The 16,572-nt window shown below is 39.7% G+C and carries 12 protein-coding genes; 8 read left to right on the top strand and 4 right to left on the bottom strand.

Going from position 1 to position 16,572, the window contains the following annotated elements; translation table 11 throughout:
* The first annotated feature begins 143 nt into the window (after nucleotides 1-143).
* The 8 genes from ACFILY_RS04845 (at nucleotide 144) to ligA (ending at nucleotide 11,192) form a co-directional block, all read left to right on the top strand.
* Nucleotides 144-1,064, top strand: a complete 921-nt coding sequence (locus ACFILY_RS04845) for a D-alanine--D-alanine ligase (protein ID WP_273790777.1) — start codon at nucleotides 144-146, stop codon at nucleotides 1,062-1,064.
* Nucleotides 1,052-1,963 carry a cell division protein FtsQ/DivIB gene (locus ACFILY_RS04840; protein WP_273790776.1) on the top strand — a complete coding sequence of 304 codons (912 nt, stop codon included), beginning with the start codon at nucleotides 1,052-1,054 and terminating at the stop codon, nucleotides 1,961-1,963. The genes ACFILY_RS04845 and ACFILY_RS04840 overlap by 13 nt, the downstream gene beginning before the upstream one ends.
* Nucleotides 1,960-3,261: a cell division protein FtsA gene (ftsA, locus tag ACFILY_RS04835; RefSeq protein WP_273790775.1), complete on the top strand. Its 1,302-nt coding sequence runs from the start codon at nucleotides 1,960-1,962 to the stop codon at nucleotides 3,259-3,261. Before ACFILY_RS04840 ends, ftsA begins: the two co-directional genes overlap by 4 nt.
* Before the next feature lie 63 nt (nucleotides 3,262-3,324).
* On the top strand, nucleotides 3,325-5,097 hold the full coding sequence (gene ftsZ / locus ACFILY_RS04830) for a cell division protein FtsZ (RefSeq protein ID WP_375637656.1): 1,773 nt from the start codon (nucleotides 3,325-3,327) through the stop codon (nucleotides 5,095-5,097).
* Between the two features lie 216 nt (nucleotides 5,098-5,313).
* On the top strand, nucleotides 5,314-6,198 hold the full coding sequence (gene lpxC, locus ACFILY_RS04825; RefSeq protein WP_375637669.1) for a UDP-3-O-acyl-N-acetylglucosamine deacetylase: 885 nt from the start codon (nucleotides 5,314-5,316) through the stop codon (nucleotides 6,196-6,198).
* A gap of 160 nt (nucleotides 6,199-6,358) precedes the next feature.
* Complete coding sequence (locus ACFILY_RS04820) at nucleotides 6,359-7,252, top strand: outer membrane protein assembly factor BamD (protein WP_273790773.1); 894 nt, start codon at nucleotides 6,359-6,361, stop codon at nucleotides 7,250-7,252.
* A 6-nt stretch (nucleotides 7,253-7,258) separates the two neighbouring features.
* Nucleotides 7,259-8,920: a DNA repair protein RecN gene (gene recN / locus ACFILY_RS04815; RefSeq protein WP_375631174.1), complete on the top strand. Its 1,662-nt coding sequence runs from the start codon at nucleotides 7,259-7,261 to the stop codon at nucleotides 8,918-8,920.
* 112 nt (nucleotides 8,921-9,032) lie between these two features.
* Nucleotides 9,033-11,192 carry an NAD-dependent DNA ligase LigA gene (gene ligA / locus ACFILY_RS04810; RefSeq protein WP_375637655.1) on the top strand — a complete coding sequence of 720 codons (2,160 nt, stop codon included), beginning with the start codon at nucleotides 9,033-9,035 and terminating at the stop codon, nucleotides 11,190-11,192.
* Between the two features lie 395 nt (nucleotides 11,193-11,587).
* Here the strand turns inward: ligA and ACFILY_RS04805 are convergent, their stop codons facing one another.
* The 4 genes from ACFILY_RS04805 to ACFILY_RS04790 form a co-directional block, all read right to left on the bottom strand.
* Entirely contained in the window at nucleotides 11,588-12,283 is a 696-nt protein-coding gene (locus ACFILY_RS04805) for a hypothetical protein (RefSeq protein ID WP_273790770.1), read from the bottom strand.
* 906 nt (nucleotides 12,284-13,189) lie between these two features.
* Nucleotides 13,190-15,016 carry an aminopeptidase P family protein gene (locus ACFILY_RS04800; protein ID WP_375637654.1) on the bottom strand — a complete coding sequence of 609 codons (1,827 nt, stop codon included), beginning with the start codon at nucleotides 15,014-15,016 and terminating at the stop codon, nucleotides 13,190-13,192.
* A 22-nt stretch (nucleotides 15,017-15,038) separates the two neighbouring features.
* Nucleotides 15,039-15,908 carry a 50S ribosomal protein L11 methyltransferase gene (locus ACFILY_RS04795; protein WP_375637653.1) on the bottom strand — a complete coding sequence of 290 codons (870 nt, stop codon included), beginning with the start codon at nucleotides 15,906-15,908 and terminating at the stop codon, nucleotides 15,039-15,041.
* A 26-nt stretch (nucleotides 15,909-15,934) separates the two neighbouring features.
* Nucleotides 15,935-16,516: an SCO family protein gene (locus ACFILY_RS04790; protein WP_273790767.1), complete on the bottom strand. Its 582-nt coding sequence runs from the start codon at nucleotides 16,514-16,516 to the stop codon at nucleotides 15,935-15,937.
* Nucleotides 16,517-16,572 lie beyond the last annotated feature (56 nt).

Raw genomic sequence — 16,572 nt, 5'->3', positions numbered from 1 at the left:
CTCTTGCATCAGGCTTTTGAGTCTGATTCATTATGCAAAATGCTAGGTTATTGATTCGCAAGGATAAACTTTGTTTTTCCTGTATATGGTGCTGATGTATTCTATATAGACTACATATAGTATGCGAAAGAGGGTGATTTATTATGAAAGATAAACATATAGCTGTGTTAATGGGAGGTTTTTCTTCTGAGCGGTCTGTAAGTTTATCTTCAGGGGCGGCTTGTGCTGATGTTCTAGAGGTACAGGGGTATCGCGTGAGCCGCGTGGATGTTGATGCTCGTATTGCTTCTGTTCTTGAACAGTTGCAGCCCGATATTGCCTTCAATGCATTGCATGGTCCATTTGGTGAAGATGGCCGGATTCAGGGGATTCTTGAATATTTAAAAATTCCTTATACTCATTCTGGCGTGATGGCATCTGCTTTGGCAATGGATAAGGGACGTGCAAAAATTATCGTTGCAAATGTTGGGGTTTGTGTTGCTCCTTCTCGTATCATGAGCCGCTTTGCTTTGGGCCGAACGCATCCCATGGAGCCTCCTTATGTAATTAAACCTGTGTGTGAAGGATCAAGTTTTGGTGTTGTCATTGTCCAAGGAAATGAAGCTGTACCGCCGCATAATATTGGGGGAGCTGAGTGGGGATATGCCGATGAGGTGATGATTGAAAAATATATTCCTGGTCGTGAATTGACTTGTGCTGTTTTGGGGAATGAAGTGCTGGATGTGTGTGAAATTCTTCCCGATAAAAACTTTCCATTCTACGATTATGACTCAAAATATAAAACGGGTGGTTCTCTTCACATTTGTCCTGCACAACTTTCACTAAATATTTACCAAAGTGTGCAAAGAATGTCTTTAGCAGCCCATCAGGCGATAGGGTGTCGAGGTGTTAGCCGTTCTGATTTTCGTTTTGATGAAAAAACGGGAGAGTTGGTTTGGCTTGAAATTAATACGCAACCCGGTATGACATCGACGTCTCTTCTTCCTGATATTGCAAAAGCGAGCGGCCGTACTTACGGCGATATTGTTCAATGGATGGTGGAGGACGCATCATGTATGCGTTGAATGTTAGTAAAACAAATGTTCCGATGGAGGTGCTTTCAGTGCCGGCTTTGCCACGTCTTTATCGTCGTTTTCTTCGGTTTATGTTTGAGTTTGTTTTTGTTAATATTCATATTCCACGCCATTTTGGCTCTTTTGCTGTTGTATGGTTTTTCTTTGTTACGGCTTTTTATGGACTTTCATCAAGTGGTCAGATGGCTGTGATCGTAAACACGATCATATTGGATAGTAGTTTTGTGGTCACTCATGTTGATATAAGCGGTAATAAGCGCTTGGCAAAGCAGGATATTTTTAAAATTTTAAAACTTGATGTTGCGCCTTCTATATTCACTTTTGATGTTGAAAGAGCGCGTTCTCTTTTGGAAAAACAGGCTTGGGTGCAATCGGCTAATGTTCAGAAAATTTATCCTAATAAAATGCGCATTTCCATCGTGGAGCGTGAACCCTATGCCATTTGGCAACATGATGGCATAATGGATATTGTTGATAATACAGGTCGTGTCATTGTGCCTTTTAAAGGGGAAATTGTTCGGGATTTACCTCTTGTGGTTGGGCAGGGGGCACAAAATGCTGCTAAAGTGTTTATTCAAGCGCTGTCAGTCTATCCGGAAGTATATGATCGTATTCGTGCTTTTGTGCGGGTAGGTGATCGACGTTGGGATCTTGTTTTGAATAATGGAATGCGCGTTATGTTGCCTGAAAATGGTGCTCTTGAAAGGCTTTCTTCTCTTTTTTCGTCCGGTACAATGCAAGATCTTTTATCTCGCGATATTCTCAGTGTTGATTTACGTCTTGCTGATCGAATTACTGTTTCTTTATCAGATGAAACGTTGGAGCGTTATCATGCTACTGTAGCAGAAGAAGAACGTATTTTAAAAGCGCGAAAGGCAGGAAGCCTATGATGCTACTCAGATCACATCATTTGAAGGGGCGTAAAACACGTTTTTTAACGGTACTTGATGTCGGTTCAAGTAAGATTGTTTGTCTTATTGCTTGTTTGCGTCCTTTGAAGCATGCACACTATTTACATGGTCGTACACATTCTACGGAAATTCTAGGCTTTGGAGTGCAGCGTTCACGTGGTATTAAATCCGGTGTTGTCATGGATATGTTTGCAGCAGAACAATCAATAAGATTGGCTGTTGATGCGGCAGAAAAAATGGCGGGTTTGGTGGTGGATTCAGTGATTGTGAATTTTTCCTCAAGTCGATTACAAAGTGCTTTGATTAATGGAAAGGTCCATTTGAATGGTCGTGAAGTCACCAAGCGTGATATGCGTATGGCCTTTTCAGATGTTTCGCGTAAAGCCTTTGATGCTGAACGTCATGTTATGCACTCAGTTCCAGTTTCTTATGTATTGGATGGAGATAAAGGAATTTTTGATCCTATTGGCATGGCAGGGGAAACGTTTGGTGTCGACGTGCATGTGGTAACAGCAGAAACAGCCTCTTTGCGTAATTTAGAAACTTGTATTAATCGTGCACATTTGAGTGTTGAAGCAATGGTTGCTACTCCCTTTGCAAGTGGTCTTGCTGTCTTGATGAATGATGAGGCGCATTTAGGGGCTGCGTGTATTGATTTTGGTGGTGGAACAACAACATTTTCAGTGTTTTTTGAAGGAAAATTTATTCATGCGGATGCTCTTGCTGTTGGGGGGCATCATGTCACTCTTGATGTTGCGCGCGGATTTTCTATGTCTTTAACAGAGGCGGAACGTTTAAAAGTTGTTTATGGTTCAGCACTTTTAACAAGTGCTGATGAGCGGCAAATGATTAATGTAGCAGAAATTGGGAGTGAACAGCGTGAAACTCAATATCCTCGCGCGGTTCTTGGGCGTATCATTCGTGCGCGTGTTGAAGAAATTTTAGAAATGGTCCGTGATTGTTTAAATCGTTCTGGTTTTGGTCACATCATTGGTAAACGTGTTATTTTGACGGGGGGAGCAAGCCAGTTAACAGGATTGCCAGAAATGGCACGTACTATATTAGGAAGAAATGTTCGTATCGGGCGGCCTTTAGGTATTTCGAGGCTTCCTTCTCTTGCAAAAGGGGCGGCGTTTACATCTGCTGTTGGGTTGTTAATTTATCCGCAATTGGTGGGTTTTGAAGAAAAAACAATGCAGGCGGCAGGAAATCATTTATCGATGGGCACGCGTGGGTATTTTCAGCGTGTTGGTGAGTGGTTGCGTGAGAGTTTTTAGTTAAGTCTAGTTGGATAAATTTCATCGCTTTGGCTTGCGGTGTCTTATGAGAAGGAAAAGAAAATGACGATTAATCTGCATCGGCCAGATATCGCGGAATTGAAGCCACGCATTACCGTTTTTGGTGTTGGAGGTGGTGGCGGGAATGCCGTGAATAATATGATAAATGCTGGTCTTCAGGGAGTTGACTTTGTTGTTGCAAATACGGATGCACAGGCTTTGGCTATGTCAAAGGCTGAACGTGTTATCCAACTTGGGGCAGCTGTGACAGAAGGTTTGGGTGCTGGGGCTTTGCCGGAAGTTGGACAAGCGGCGGCAGAGGAATGTATTGATGAAATTATTGATCATCTTGCAGACTCTCATATGGTTTTCATTACTGCTGGTATGGGGGGAGGAACTGGAACAGGAGCTGCTCCCGTTGTTGCTCGCGCAGCGCGTGAAAAAGGTATTTTGACTGTTGGTGTTGTGACAAAGCCGTTTCAGTTTGAAGGCGCACGTCGTATGAAAACGGCAGAGGCTGGTATTGAAGAATTACAAAAGTCTGTCGATACATTGATTGTTATACCCAATCAAAATCTTTTCCGTATTGCAAATGATAAGACAACGTTTGCTGATGCTTTTGCTATGGCTGACCAAGTGCTTTATTCTGGTGTTGCTTCCATTACGGATTTGATGATTAAAGAGGGTTTAATTAACCTTGATTTTGCTGATGTTCGTTCTGTTATGCACGAAATGGGGCGAGCCATGATGGGAACGGGTGAGGCATCTGGTGATGGGCGTGCTTTGGCTGCGGCTGAAGCTGCTATTGCAAACCCACTGTTGGATGATACCTCTATGCGTGGGGCGCGTGGTTTACTGATTTCTATTACAGGTGGTCGTGATATGACTCTCTTTGAGGTTGATGAAGCTGCTAATCGTATTCGTGAAGAAGTGGATGCTGATGCGAATGTGATCTTTGGCGCTATTGATGATGAGTCATTGGAAGGTGTTATTCGTGTTTCTGTGGTTGCCACCGGTATTGATCGTGAAGTTAGTGATGTTGTTCAGTCCTCTCATCCTCAGATTCAAAGACCTGCTTCTTCAATACGCAAGAGCGATCCTGGAACGTCACACAGTTCTTTTCATGTTCAGTCATCGCCTCTGCGTTCTGAGTCAATGGTAGAAGTAATCGAATCACTTGAAATAGAGAAGGGTAAATCAACCGGAGAACAGTTCCGTCCCAAAAGTCAAATTTTTGCACAACCTGCAGAATCAATGACGACACGAAGTGCCACGAATGCTGTTGCGTATGGTTCAAATGCTGTTCAGGAACAGAGATCCAATGTGCCTCGTATGCAAGTAAGCCGTGGTTCTCAACAGGCGATGACAGCTCCTGTGAGTATGGAGGCAACAGCACATGTTCTTGATGAGATGACAGGGGTTGTGAAGCAAAAAGAAAAGCCAGTGCAACCAAAACAAATGCAACAAATGCAAGCGCGCGCTCCAATGCGTATGCCTGAGTTAAAGGATTTTCCTCCTGTTGCTCATGGACAAAGTCAAAGAACATTTGTGACTGATCAAGGTCCTCGTAATCTTTGGCAGCGTTTGAAACAGAGCTTGACACATCGTGAAGAAGCTGAGCCAGAAGCGAGGCTGGAGCCTGCTGTTAGATCATCTCAGCAGAAAGAGTCTCATGTTTACAATAAAAATTCTCAGGCACTTTCTCAAGATGCTTCTGTGTATGTTCCACGTCGTTCTGGTGAGCTGCACCCTCAGGTACCACAAGATCAACGTACTTTTATAAGTGAAGAAGATCAGTTGGAAATACCAGCATTTTTACGTCGTCAGGCAAATTAATTGATGAAAAGTGAGATAAAGTAAGAAAAATTATTATTTCTTTAATGATCAGTCAAAAATTATACAGTAAAATATATTGCTGTTTTTTTGATAAAATACTTTGTTTTAAAAAAAACCGCTTATTATAAGCGGTTTTTTTTTATTATTTACTATGAATATTCTTTATAATTTTATAAATTTTGTTAAAAGATGTACAAGCAATTTAATAAAATGATTATGATGAATTTAGTACCAAAATATCAGTCTACTCTTAAAAAAGCAGTAACATTTAAGGGGATTGGCGTTCACAGTGGCTGTTTGTCAGTGGTAAAGGTTTGTCCAGCGGATGTTGGGTGTGGTATTGTTTTTAAGCGTTGTGGATTAGACGGAACAGAGAAAATATTTCAAGCTCATGCATCGCAAACAGGAGAAACTGAATTATCAACAGTACTTGGAGATGGAGATGTAAGGGTTGAAACAATTGAACATTTGATGGCAGCAATTGCTGCTTATAATTTGGATAATCTTGTTATTGAAGTGTCACATAATGAGATTCCTATTTTGGATGGTTCAGCGTGGCTATATTGCCAAGCTTTTGAAGATGTTGGTATTGTACAGCAAAATGCGTTGCGTTCTTATTTCATTATAAAAAAGCCGGTGCGAGTTGAAGGATCTCATGGTGTTGCAGAGCTTTTGCCATTCGATGGACGTCGTTTTGATATAACGATCTCTTTTCCTTCTTCTGCTATTGGTAAGCAACATTTCAGTTTTGATCTTACCACACGAGGGTTTAGGGATGATTTGTCACGTGCGCGCACTTTTGGTTTTATCAAAGACGTGGAAGAATTAAGGCTTTCTGGGAAGGCGAGAGGTGCTTCTTTGGAAAATTCTCTTGTTATCGACCTTAATGATAAAATTTTAAATCCCGATGGTCCTTATTGGGAGAATGAATGTGTTCGGCACAAGATGCTTGATGCGATTGGTGATACTGCTTTGCTGGGAGCACCTTTTATTGGATTATTTCGTTCTTATTGTAGTGGGCATAGAATTAATGCGCAATTGGTGAAAGCTGTTTTGGCAGACGAATCATATTACCAAAAAAGCTTTTTAGGGAAAGAGTAAAAGAAAATTGACAAGATTTTTTTATCGTTTATTTGATTTTTAAGGGGATGATTGACCTAAACTGCTAAATTGGTTATGTGGATTTTAAAGTGATATGGTATAAAAACTTTAATAAATTGTTTTTGCTACAAGGTGATATTCTCTGGAGGCCGGAAAAACTATGAAAAAATCTCATGTGTGCATTGGAAATATGACATATAGAAAATCTAACATTGTACGCAAGATATTGGGGGTGGTACTTTTAGGAAGCACCTGTATGTTAGCGGGATGTCTCTTTAAAGAGAAAAAAACCCTTGATCCATCTGCTTATGTTTTGAAAATAGAGCCACCAGATGTTCTCTATAATCAGGCGCTTGCTAGCCTTGAAAGTGGGCGGCTTGGGGATGCATCGAAGAAGTTTTTGAAGATTGAAAAACAGTACGCTTATACAGACTGGGGGCGTAAATCTTTGGTCATGGGTGCTTTTACTAATTATCGACTCGGAAAGTATGATGATTCAATTAGTATGGCTCAACGCTATATTACTCTTTATCCAGGGTCGACTGACTCGGCTTATGCGTATTATATTATTGGTCTTTCTTCTTTCCGTCGGATTCCTGATGTTACACGTGATCAACGTGATACGAAACGTGCTATTGCTGCTATGCAGCTTCTTATAGAGCGTTATCCTAATTCTGAGTATGTCAAGGATGCTAAGGATAAAATCCGTTTTGGTCGCGAACAGCTGGCTGGTAAAGAAATGCAGATTGGCCGTTATTATGAAGAGGGGCGGCGTTACCTTGCGGCAAGTAGACGGTTTCGTACCGTGGTTGAAGAGTATTCTGATACAAATCAAATTGAAGAAGCGCTTTTCCGCTTGACTGAGGTTAATCTTGCTCTCGGCTTAACGGCGGAAGCACAGACGGCAGCAGCTATTTTAGGACGTAATTATCCCAAAAGTGAGTGGTATAAATTTTCTTATAATCTCTTGCAGAAGAATAAAATATCGCCACGTGAGCATAAATCTTCTTGGATCTCAAATGCTTTAGGTGGTGATAAGAAGAGGGTACGTTGATTCTCTATGTTGGTACAGCTTTCGATTCATAATATTGTTTTGATCGAAACGCTTGATATTCATTTTACGGCGGGGTTGACGGTTTTAACTGGAGAAACAGGTGCGGGGAAGTCTATTCTCCTTGATGCTTTATCACTTGCTCTAGGGGGGCGGGGTGATGCTTCGCTTGTGCGTCATGGTGCTGACCGCGGGCAGGTCACAGCTGTTTTTGATGTGTCTGTTTCACATCCTGCACGTCAACTTATTCGTGAGAATGGTCTTGATGATGAGGGTGATATTATTTTACGACGTGTGCAATCAAGTGATGGACGTAGCCGTGTTTTTATCAATGATCAGGTGTCTAGTGTTGCATTGATGCGGAGTGTTGGCCGTTTGCTGGTTGAAATCCATGGACAACATGATGATCGTGCGCTTGTTGATGTTGCTACACATCGCCAATTATTAGATGCCTTTGGTGGTCTTGAAGATGAAGTGGAAAATTTGCGTCAGTGTTATCACTCATGGCGTGAATTTGAGGAGCGTTTGCAACGGCAGCGTCTTAAAGTAGAGAGTGCCGTACGTGAGGTTGATTATCTTCGTGCGTGTGTAGAAGAGCTTGAAAAGCTTGATTTTAAAGTTGGTGAAGAGGAAGCTCTTTCTCTTCGTCGTGCTGATATGCTTAAATTAGAAAAAATAGCGACAGATATTAAAGAAGCGGATGATCTTTTAACGGGTCAAAAATCACCAATCCCAGTACTTTCTAATTTGGTGAGGCGTTTGGAGCGGAAAATTCCTGAGGCGCAAGAACTTATTGTACCAGTGGTGAAATCTATTGATGAGGCATTGCATGCACTTGCAACAGCACAAGAAGGTATTGAGACGGCAATACGAGCATTAGATTTTGAACCTGATGAATTGGAACGGATAGAAGAGCGTCTTTTTTCTCTTCGGGGTTTTGCTCGTAAATATCAAGTTTCAGCGGATGAATTGATTCAGTTACGCGATAAAATGGATGCAGAACTCGCTGATTTTGAAGAGGCTCAGACTATATTGACACGCTTTGAAGATGAGGCAAGACAAGCACAAAAAAAATATGATATGTTAGCGCAAGCGTTGTCAATAAAACGTCAAGAGGTTGCAAAGAACTTGTCTGAAAGCGTGATGACTGAGCTACCGGCATTGAAATTAGAGAGGGCTGAATTTATTGTTGAAATGCAAAGTGATATGGAAAAGCGGAGTGCAGAGGGATGTGATCGTGTTGAATATTGGGTACGAACAAATCCTGGCACACGGGCCGGTCCCATGCTTAGTGTGGCTTCTGGCGGTGAATTATCTCGTTTTTTGCTGGCATTAAAAGTTGTTTTATCTGATCGAGGATCAGCACCGACGCTGATTTTTGATGAAATTGATACAGGCGTTGGGGGGGCTGTTGCAGCGGCTATTGGGCAACGGTTGCAATGCTTATCAGAACATGTCCAAGTTTTCGCTATTACGCATGCTCCACAGGTTGCATCGAAAGCGCATGGTCATTTTCTTATTTCAAAAATTGAGAGTCATGATAAAGGACGCTTTGTTACTGCGATTCATAAAATGGAAGAGCATGAGCGTGCAGAAGAAATTGCCCGTATGTTGGCTGGAGAACAGATTACTGAAGAAGCGCGTGCAGCGGCTCAAAAGCTTCTAGCATAAAGGTAATTAGTCAGCGATAAAAATACTGGAAAGCTTGTATTTATTGAGATTCACTTGATGAGGATGCGTGTGGAAATCCTTGTGGCAGTGCTTGTAATTTGGAATAGATTTTATGAACAAAGATGCAGATAAAAATCTCACAGCTGTTGAAGCAGAACGTGAATTAGAGTGGTTGGCAAAAGAAATTGCACGTCATGATGTGCTTTATAATCGTGATGATCAGCCTGAAATTTCTGATGCAGAATATGATGCTTTGCGCCGCCGTAATGCAGAAATTGAAGCTCTTTTTCCAGAGCTTATACGTATTGATTCTCCTTCACATAAAATTGGGGCACCAATTTCTGAAAAGTTTGAAAAATCTGTTCATGCACAGCCTATGCTTTCACTTGATAATGCGTTTAGCTCTGAAGATGTTAGTGAATTTGTTGAGCGTATTCGTCGTTTTTTACGGCTTCCAGAAACACAAGTGTTGGAAATAACAGCGGAGCCAAAAATTGATGGTTTATCTTTGTCTTTACGCTACGAAAAGGGGCGGCTTGTGCGTGCGGCAACGCGTGGGGATGGAACTGTCGGTGAAAATGTGACGGCAAATGCCCGAACAATTGCTGATATTCCACAAGTTTTACAAAGTGATTTTCCTGATATCATTGAGGTTCGCGGTGAAGTTTATATGGGGCGGGAAGATTTCCAAGCACTGAATATCAGCCAACAAGAGAAGGGCAAGTTAACCTTTGCCAATCCTCGAAATGCGGCGGCTGGTTCACTCCGTCAGCTTGATTCACGGATAACCGCTAGCAGAAAACTTCAATTTTTTGCTTATGCTTGTGGTGAGGTGAGTGAAATATTGGCAGAAAGTCAAATGGAGATGATGAAAAAGCTAAAAGAATATGGCTTTGTTATCAATCCATTAACAAAAGTCTTTAAGACAGTAAAAGAAATTATTTCGTATTATCACGATATCGAAGAATGCCGTCATTCTTTAAGCTATGATATTGATGGCATTGTTTATAAGGTTAATGATTTGATGCTCCAAAAGCGTTTGGGGTTTGTTTCTCGTTCGCCGCGTTGGGCTATCGCTCATAAATTTCCAGCAGAAAAAGCGATAGCGCTTTTGGAAGATATTGACATTCAAGTTGGTCGCACGGGAGCTTTGACACCTGTTGCACGTCTTACGCCTATTACTGTTGGTGGAGTGGTGGTGACCAATGCTAGTTTGCATAATGAGGATTATATTAAGGGAATTGGTCATAAAGGAGAGCCCATTCGTGAAGGACGTGATATCCGTGTAGGCGATAGCGTGATTGTACAACGTGCTGGTGATGTGATCCCTCAAGTTATTGATGTTATCATTGAAAAACGCCCGAAAGATGCTGCTGTTTTTATTTTTCCTCATTTGTGCCCAGCTTGTGGGAGTCATGCTGTTCGTGAAGTGGGAGAAGCCGTGCGTCGCTGTACAGGGGGGCTTATTTGTCCGGCACAAGCGATTGAACGTATTCGTCATTTTGTTTCACGCAATGCTTTTGATATTGAGGGCTTGGGTAAAAAACAAGTGGAGTTCTTTTTCCATGTTCAAGATGAAGCGCTTTGTATTCATACACCAGCCGATATTTTTACGTTACAACGGCGCCAAGAAAAATCTTTGATACGTTTGGAAAATATGGAAGGTTTTGGTACTGTTTCAGTGCGGAAATTGTATGATGCCATTAATGCGCGCCGAGAAATTCCTTTGAGCCGTTTTTTGTTTGCATTGGGGATTCGTCATGTTGGCGAAGTGAATGCACGCCGCCTTGCACGTGCTTATAAAAATTATACAGCTTTTGAGACCGCGGCTATGGAAGCACTTATGCCATGTGATAAGAAAAATGAAGAAGGAAATGAGGCTTGGATGGAGCTTACCAATATCGAAGGAATTGGACCACAGGTAGGGAGCGCAATTGTTGATTTTTATCAAGAAGCGCATAACCGTGAGATTTTATCTGTTTTGCTTGAAGAAGTAACCCCTCTTGATGAAGAGCCTATCATAGCAGATTCTTCACCAATAGCGGAGAAGATCATTGTTTTTACAGGAACTTTGTCGCATATGTCACGCGATGAAGCAAAAGCATTGGCAGAGCGATTAGGGGCTAAAACATCTGGTTCACTTTCTAAAAAAACAGATCTTCTTGTTGCAGGACCTGGAGCGGGCTCCAAATTGGCTAAAGCTGAAGAATTAGGTGTTGAGGTTATCGATGAAGAGGTTTGGCTACAGCTGATTGAGAAACATAATATTTAAAGGGTGTTTCCCAGAAGATCGTATACTGTTGATATGATTATCTTTCTTACATTTTTTGGGGGGATGAAATCAAAAAGGGGATAATAGGAGCTGTTTTTTGCAAAAATAGAGCGCCATATACTTTGATATTTATTAAGTTATTAAAATAATTAACGTTGAACTTAAATATTAAACTTAAACTATTATGATGAAGAATATGCAAGGTTATTATTAGTAAAAGATATAAATTATTACTGTGAAGAAAGGTAAAATTTTTGAACAAATATGTAGAATTTAATCCAAAATGCCGTAATAGAAATGTAACGTGGAAGATTACAAAATATAATAAAACATTCCGCTATAAATGAATAAGGGATATAAATGCGAGTTGTTTATTATGTTGAATTTATAAAAGATTACTGGTACCTATACTTATCAGGCATTATTAGATGATACACTTGTCCAATTTCATTACAAAATTTCGGATATTCGCTAATGCGTCTAGCAGCATAATTTTTTTCCTGACTTCCTTCATCTCTCTCAAATTTCTCAGCATAGGAAATTTCGTTTATTAGAGCTAGTATTTGGATTGAGAATATTTCAGAATTAAATACCATTCGTGCGTATCTAAACATTGGATCTGTCGAGTTCATGACCAAATTTTTTGCCCAAATGAAATCGTTTTCTTTCCAATTATATTGAGAACGTAGCTTATGTATGTAGGTAGGTAGGGATAATGCTGGAAATTTTTTATTGTACTCTCCCTGTAATAAGTCCACAAGGCATGCACACCAAACAACTTTCGCATGGATAAGATTTATATTTTCAGGAATTAGTACTACCATCCCAGGGCTTAGAACATGATATACACCATAACTCTTATTATCCAGATATTTTTTTGCAATTTCTAGGCGCTCTTCGTATATATTATCAGGATATTGTGTCTTTACGTACTCTTCGTATAATTTATCGTACTGATTTGGAGTAATGACTTGATTTTCAGAAAATAAAGCAATAGGAATTCGCTTAAATTTAGTAATTTCCTTCAATACAGAAGGCCCAATATAGTATCCAAATAATAATATTACGGAACAAAATAAAATTATACGCATTAGGATAGTCACTTTATTTCTAAAATACTGGATAAGGAAAGGATATAGATTACTAAGATCTGTGCTTAAGATTTTGTTAACTAACAAGCTATAAGACACACGTTTTATTGTGTATTTTTCAGAGCATTTGTAAAACTCTGTAGAGAGTTTGAATCTTCTTTATTTACGTGACTGTTTTTGTGTTATCTAGTTTTTCATATCCTCTGTTATTGTTGTTAATTTTTAGCTGAATAACACATTCAGGTCAAAACACATGCCTCCATATATGTTGTTTTTATACTGTGTAGTTGGAAACTATCTATATTGTGGGTAACTTTTTTTCAACAGTAAGTAATAGTCTAGAAAATAATATTTTACTGTTAACTATGCAAATAAATAAAAAACTTTAACGCTGATGTCATCAGCATGCTCCTTCTTTTAATTCTAAATACTTAATTTTATTTCATAGCAGATTCTATTTTATTGTAGCAATATGTATTATAATGAACTACAACTATTGAAAATGATTCAAGAATTAAAATAATATAAATTATCATTGTGAAGCAAACAAAAAGGTAAAATTTATTCGAATAAATATGCAGAATTTTTGAATCCAAACAGCGTAATAAGCTGGTTATAATAGGTGTTTTAGAAATACGATGCGAAGGATTACAAAATATAACGAGAGTTTCCATATAAAGAAACTAGGGATATGGTAGTGTCTAGATGGTAATACCCAAAATAAGCATTAACCACGTGCAGGCGTATCTCACTCTGCTTCACCTAGGTCAGTGTTTGCCATATCAGAAAAAACGTGAAGTATCTTGTAGAAATATTTTTTGTATTTCCTGACGCAAGTACATATTTTTCTCTAAAAAAAGACGGTGCTGTTTTTGTAGAAAGGGTAAAAGTTATAGGTTGCTTCATTTAAAGGGGCATTGTTGCTTCTTTTGCCCATTTTTTATCTTCTTCATTTAAGTAAGGTGCATTCATCTGATAAACGCGCGCATGGTAATCATTGAGCCATTGCCGTTCTTCTTGTGTCAAAAGCTCTGGAAGGATTAACCGTCGATCAATGGGGCAATGTGTGAGTGTCTCAAACGAGAGCATTTCTATATCTCCACCATCAATTTTTTGTGCTGGCTTTACTATCATCAAATTTTCAAGACGGATACCAAAAGCACCTTCGCGATAATATCCTGGTTCGTTTGAAAGAATCATACCGGAGATGAGTTCTTGGCATCCTTTGCGGGAAATATTTTGTGGTCCTTCATGAACAGAAAGATAAGACCCAACACCATGACCGGTGCCATGAGCATAATCAAAACCAGCTTTCCACAATGCAATGCGTGCTAGAATATCAATGTCTTGTCCACGGGTTCTTTTGGGAAAGCAAGCAGTTGAAAGAGTAATCATGCCCTTGAGAACAAGAGTGAAACAGCGTTTTTCTTCTTCTCCAATATTCCCAATTGCTACTGTACGTGTGACATCTGTCGTTCCATCACGATATTGGCCACCTGAATCAACAAGATAAAGTTCACCAGCATTGAGTTGTTTATTTGTTTGTGTCGTTACACGATAATGAATAATGGCGCCATTTTCTCCTGCTGCTGAAATTGTATCAAAAGAAAGATCTTTAAGTTTTTCTCCCATTTCGTTTGCTGTATTTATGCGAAATTCTTCTAATTTTTGAGCAGCAGAAATTTCACTTATTGACCCTGGTATTTGTTTATCTAACCAAGAAAAAAAACGGGTTAGGGCAACACCATCGCGTAGATGCGCTTTGCGTGCGCCATTGAGTTCTGTGTCATTTTTAATGGCACGTGGTAGAGCAGCAGGATCGGTAAGTGTGATAAAAGAGCTATTTTTTTCTTCAATAACAGTTCGTAATTTTTCGCATGTTAGCTGTGGATCTAAGGCAAACACGGTCCCTTTTTGAACATACTCTTTGATCTTGGGAATAAGCTGTTCTGGTTCATATAATTTTGCATAATGTTCCAGATATTGTTTCTGTTCTACACCAAGTTTTTTGCTGTCAATGAATAAGGTTGGTGTTTCGTTAAGTGGAATGAGAGCAAAACAAAGGGAAAAAGGCGTGTTGGAAACATCATTGCCCCGTATATTGAATGTCCATGCAATGGAAGAGGGGTCTGTAAAAATAAAAGCATTTGCATGAGTTTGCTGTATATCTTTGTAAATCAAAGCGAGTTTTTCATCTGTATCGCACCCAGCATATTTGAGAGGGTGAATTGATAAGGCAGATTGTGGTAATTTTGGTTGATTATGCCAGAGCAAATCAATGGGATTATGTTGAACTTCTACAAGTTTTCCACCTGCTTTCATTTCTAATGCGTTTCTCAATGCATCGGTGGCAGCAATCGTGTGGAGCCATGGATCAAAGCCAATAGAAAGTTTTTGACCATTTTTTTCAAGCCATTGTGAGGGAGGACAAGTTATGAGATCTTCATAATTAAAAATATCAGGATCAGTTTGTTGGCGAACTTGGAGCTTATATCGCCCATCTGTAAATATGATGGCTTTGTTTTTTAAAATCAGTGCAATCCCAGCTGATCCAGTAAAGCCGGTTAACCAGCTAAGGCGTTGAGCATGAGGGGGGACATATTCTCCTTGATGCTCATCGCACCGCGGAACAAGAAAACCATCGAGTCCAAGGTGATCGAGTTCTTTACGAAGGCAAGAAATGCGTTCTGCTGTATAAGCAGGATTTGTTGTCGCCTCAAAAGATTGATACATAACGACGTCCTTTTCTTTTCTTTTATTTCAGATGTATCGTAACCCATCCTTGCCGGTGGTATGTTTCGATATGCTTCATTCCTTGTTTTATATAAGTCTCCAAAACATGGGCATGTTGTTCTTCAAGAATTCCAGAGAGTATAAGTGATCCCCCTTTTTGAAGTGCCTTTACCACTTCTTGCGCAAGTTCAATAAGCGGATTAGCAAGGATATTGGCAACGATGAGATCAAAAGGGGTTCGTGATGCAATTGCATCATGGGCAAAATCTGTTGCTGTAATAGCTGTAATATATTCCTTGACACCATTGAATTCGATATTGTGTTGTGCAACTTGAACAGCAATTGGGTCAATATCGGATGCAAGCACAGGAATTGGTTTGAGCATTGCTATGCCAATGGCTAGTACACCGCTCCCAGTACCAAGATCAAGGGCATTTTTTGGATTTTCGTGTTTCATGACTTTGGCAATCATTTCTAAACAACCGGCTGTTGTTCCATGATGTCCAGTGCCAAAAGCTTGATTAGCTTCAATTTCAATAGGGAGAACATTTGCTGGAATGGCGTTTCGGTTGTGACTTCCATGAAGAAAAAAAGGACCAGCTTGCACAGGTTTTAGTCCTTCTAGGCTTTTTTGTACCCAATCAATGTTGGGTAAAACTTCCATATTAATTTTATCAAAATCTATAGAAAGGATTTGAGCAAAACGTTTCAATGCGTTCTCTTGATTGTCTTGATCGACATATAGAGAAAGCTCATATACAGCATTTTGTTCATCTATCTCTGTGAGAGCAAGAGGATACCCTTCTTCGTCAAAGGCTGTTTCTATAAGGGTATAGAACCGTTCTGCTTCATTTTTAGAAGCAGTATAATAGAGGCGAATTTGTTGCGACATGCTGTTCTTTCTTTTGATCGGTTTTTTTAGTTTAAGATGAGTTTTTTTAACCGTTCAATGGCGATTTCATCTTTTAATTCGCTATCGCTTTCTTTCGTGTCATAACGGATAACGCCAGCTAATTTTCCACCTTTTTTGAGTAAAAAAATTGCTGCTGTATGGTTATATGTATAGTTTCCATCTGTTTCAGGGACTTTTTCAGCAACGATGTTGAAAGAATTGACCATTTTATGAACTTTTTCAGGATCTCCGCTGATGCCAACAATTTTATTGTTAAAATTACTGAGATAATCATGGAGTACTTTTGGTGTGTCTCGTTCAGGATCAACAGTCACAAACCATATACCTAATTTATCAGCTTCAGGCCCAAGGGCTGTAAGCCATCGATCAAGATTCATCAGTGTGGTAGGGCAGCTTTCAGGACACATAGTGAAGCCGAAAAAAATTATTGAAGGCTTGCTTCGAACATCAGCCTCAGTAATATTTTTTCCATTAGAATCAGTGAGAGTAAAGTTATCACCTAAAGGCTTATTTGTCAGCGTATCATAAATAAAAACACCTGCAAGAAATATGATTGTCAGCCCCAAGATGCGTATTACATTTTTCATAGTTTGACTCTCTTAAATAGATCGAGAAATTGTAACATCGGCAGGTTTGTTTTGCA

Origin of the sequence: Bartonella sp. CL25QHWL, assembly GCF_042195335.1 — a bacterium.
Taxonomy (GTDB): Bacteria; Pseudomonadota; Alphaproteobacteria; order Rhizobiales; family Rhizobiaceae; genus Bartonella.
This window is presented reverse-complemented; position numbering and strand designations above follow the sequence as displayed.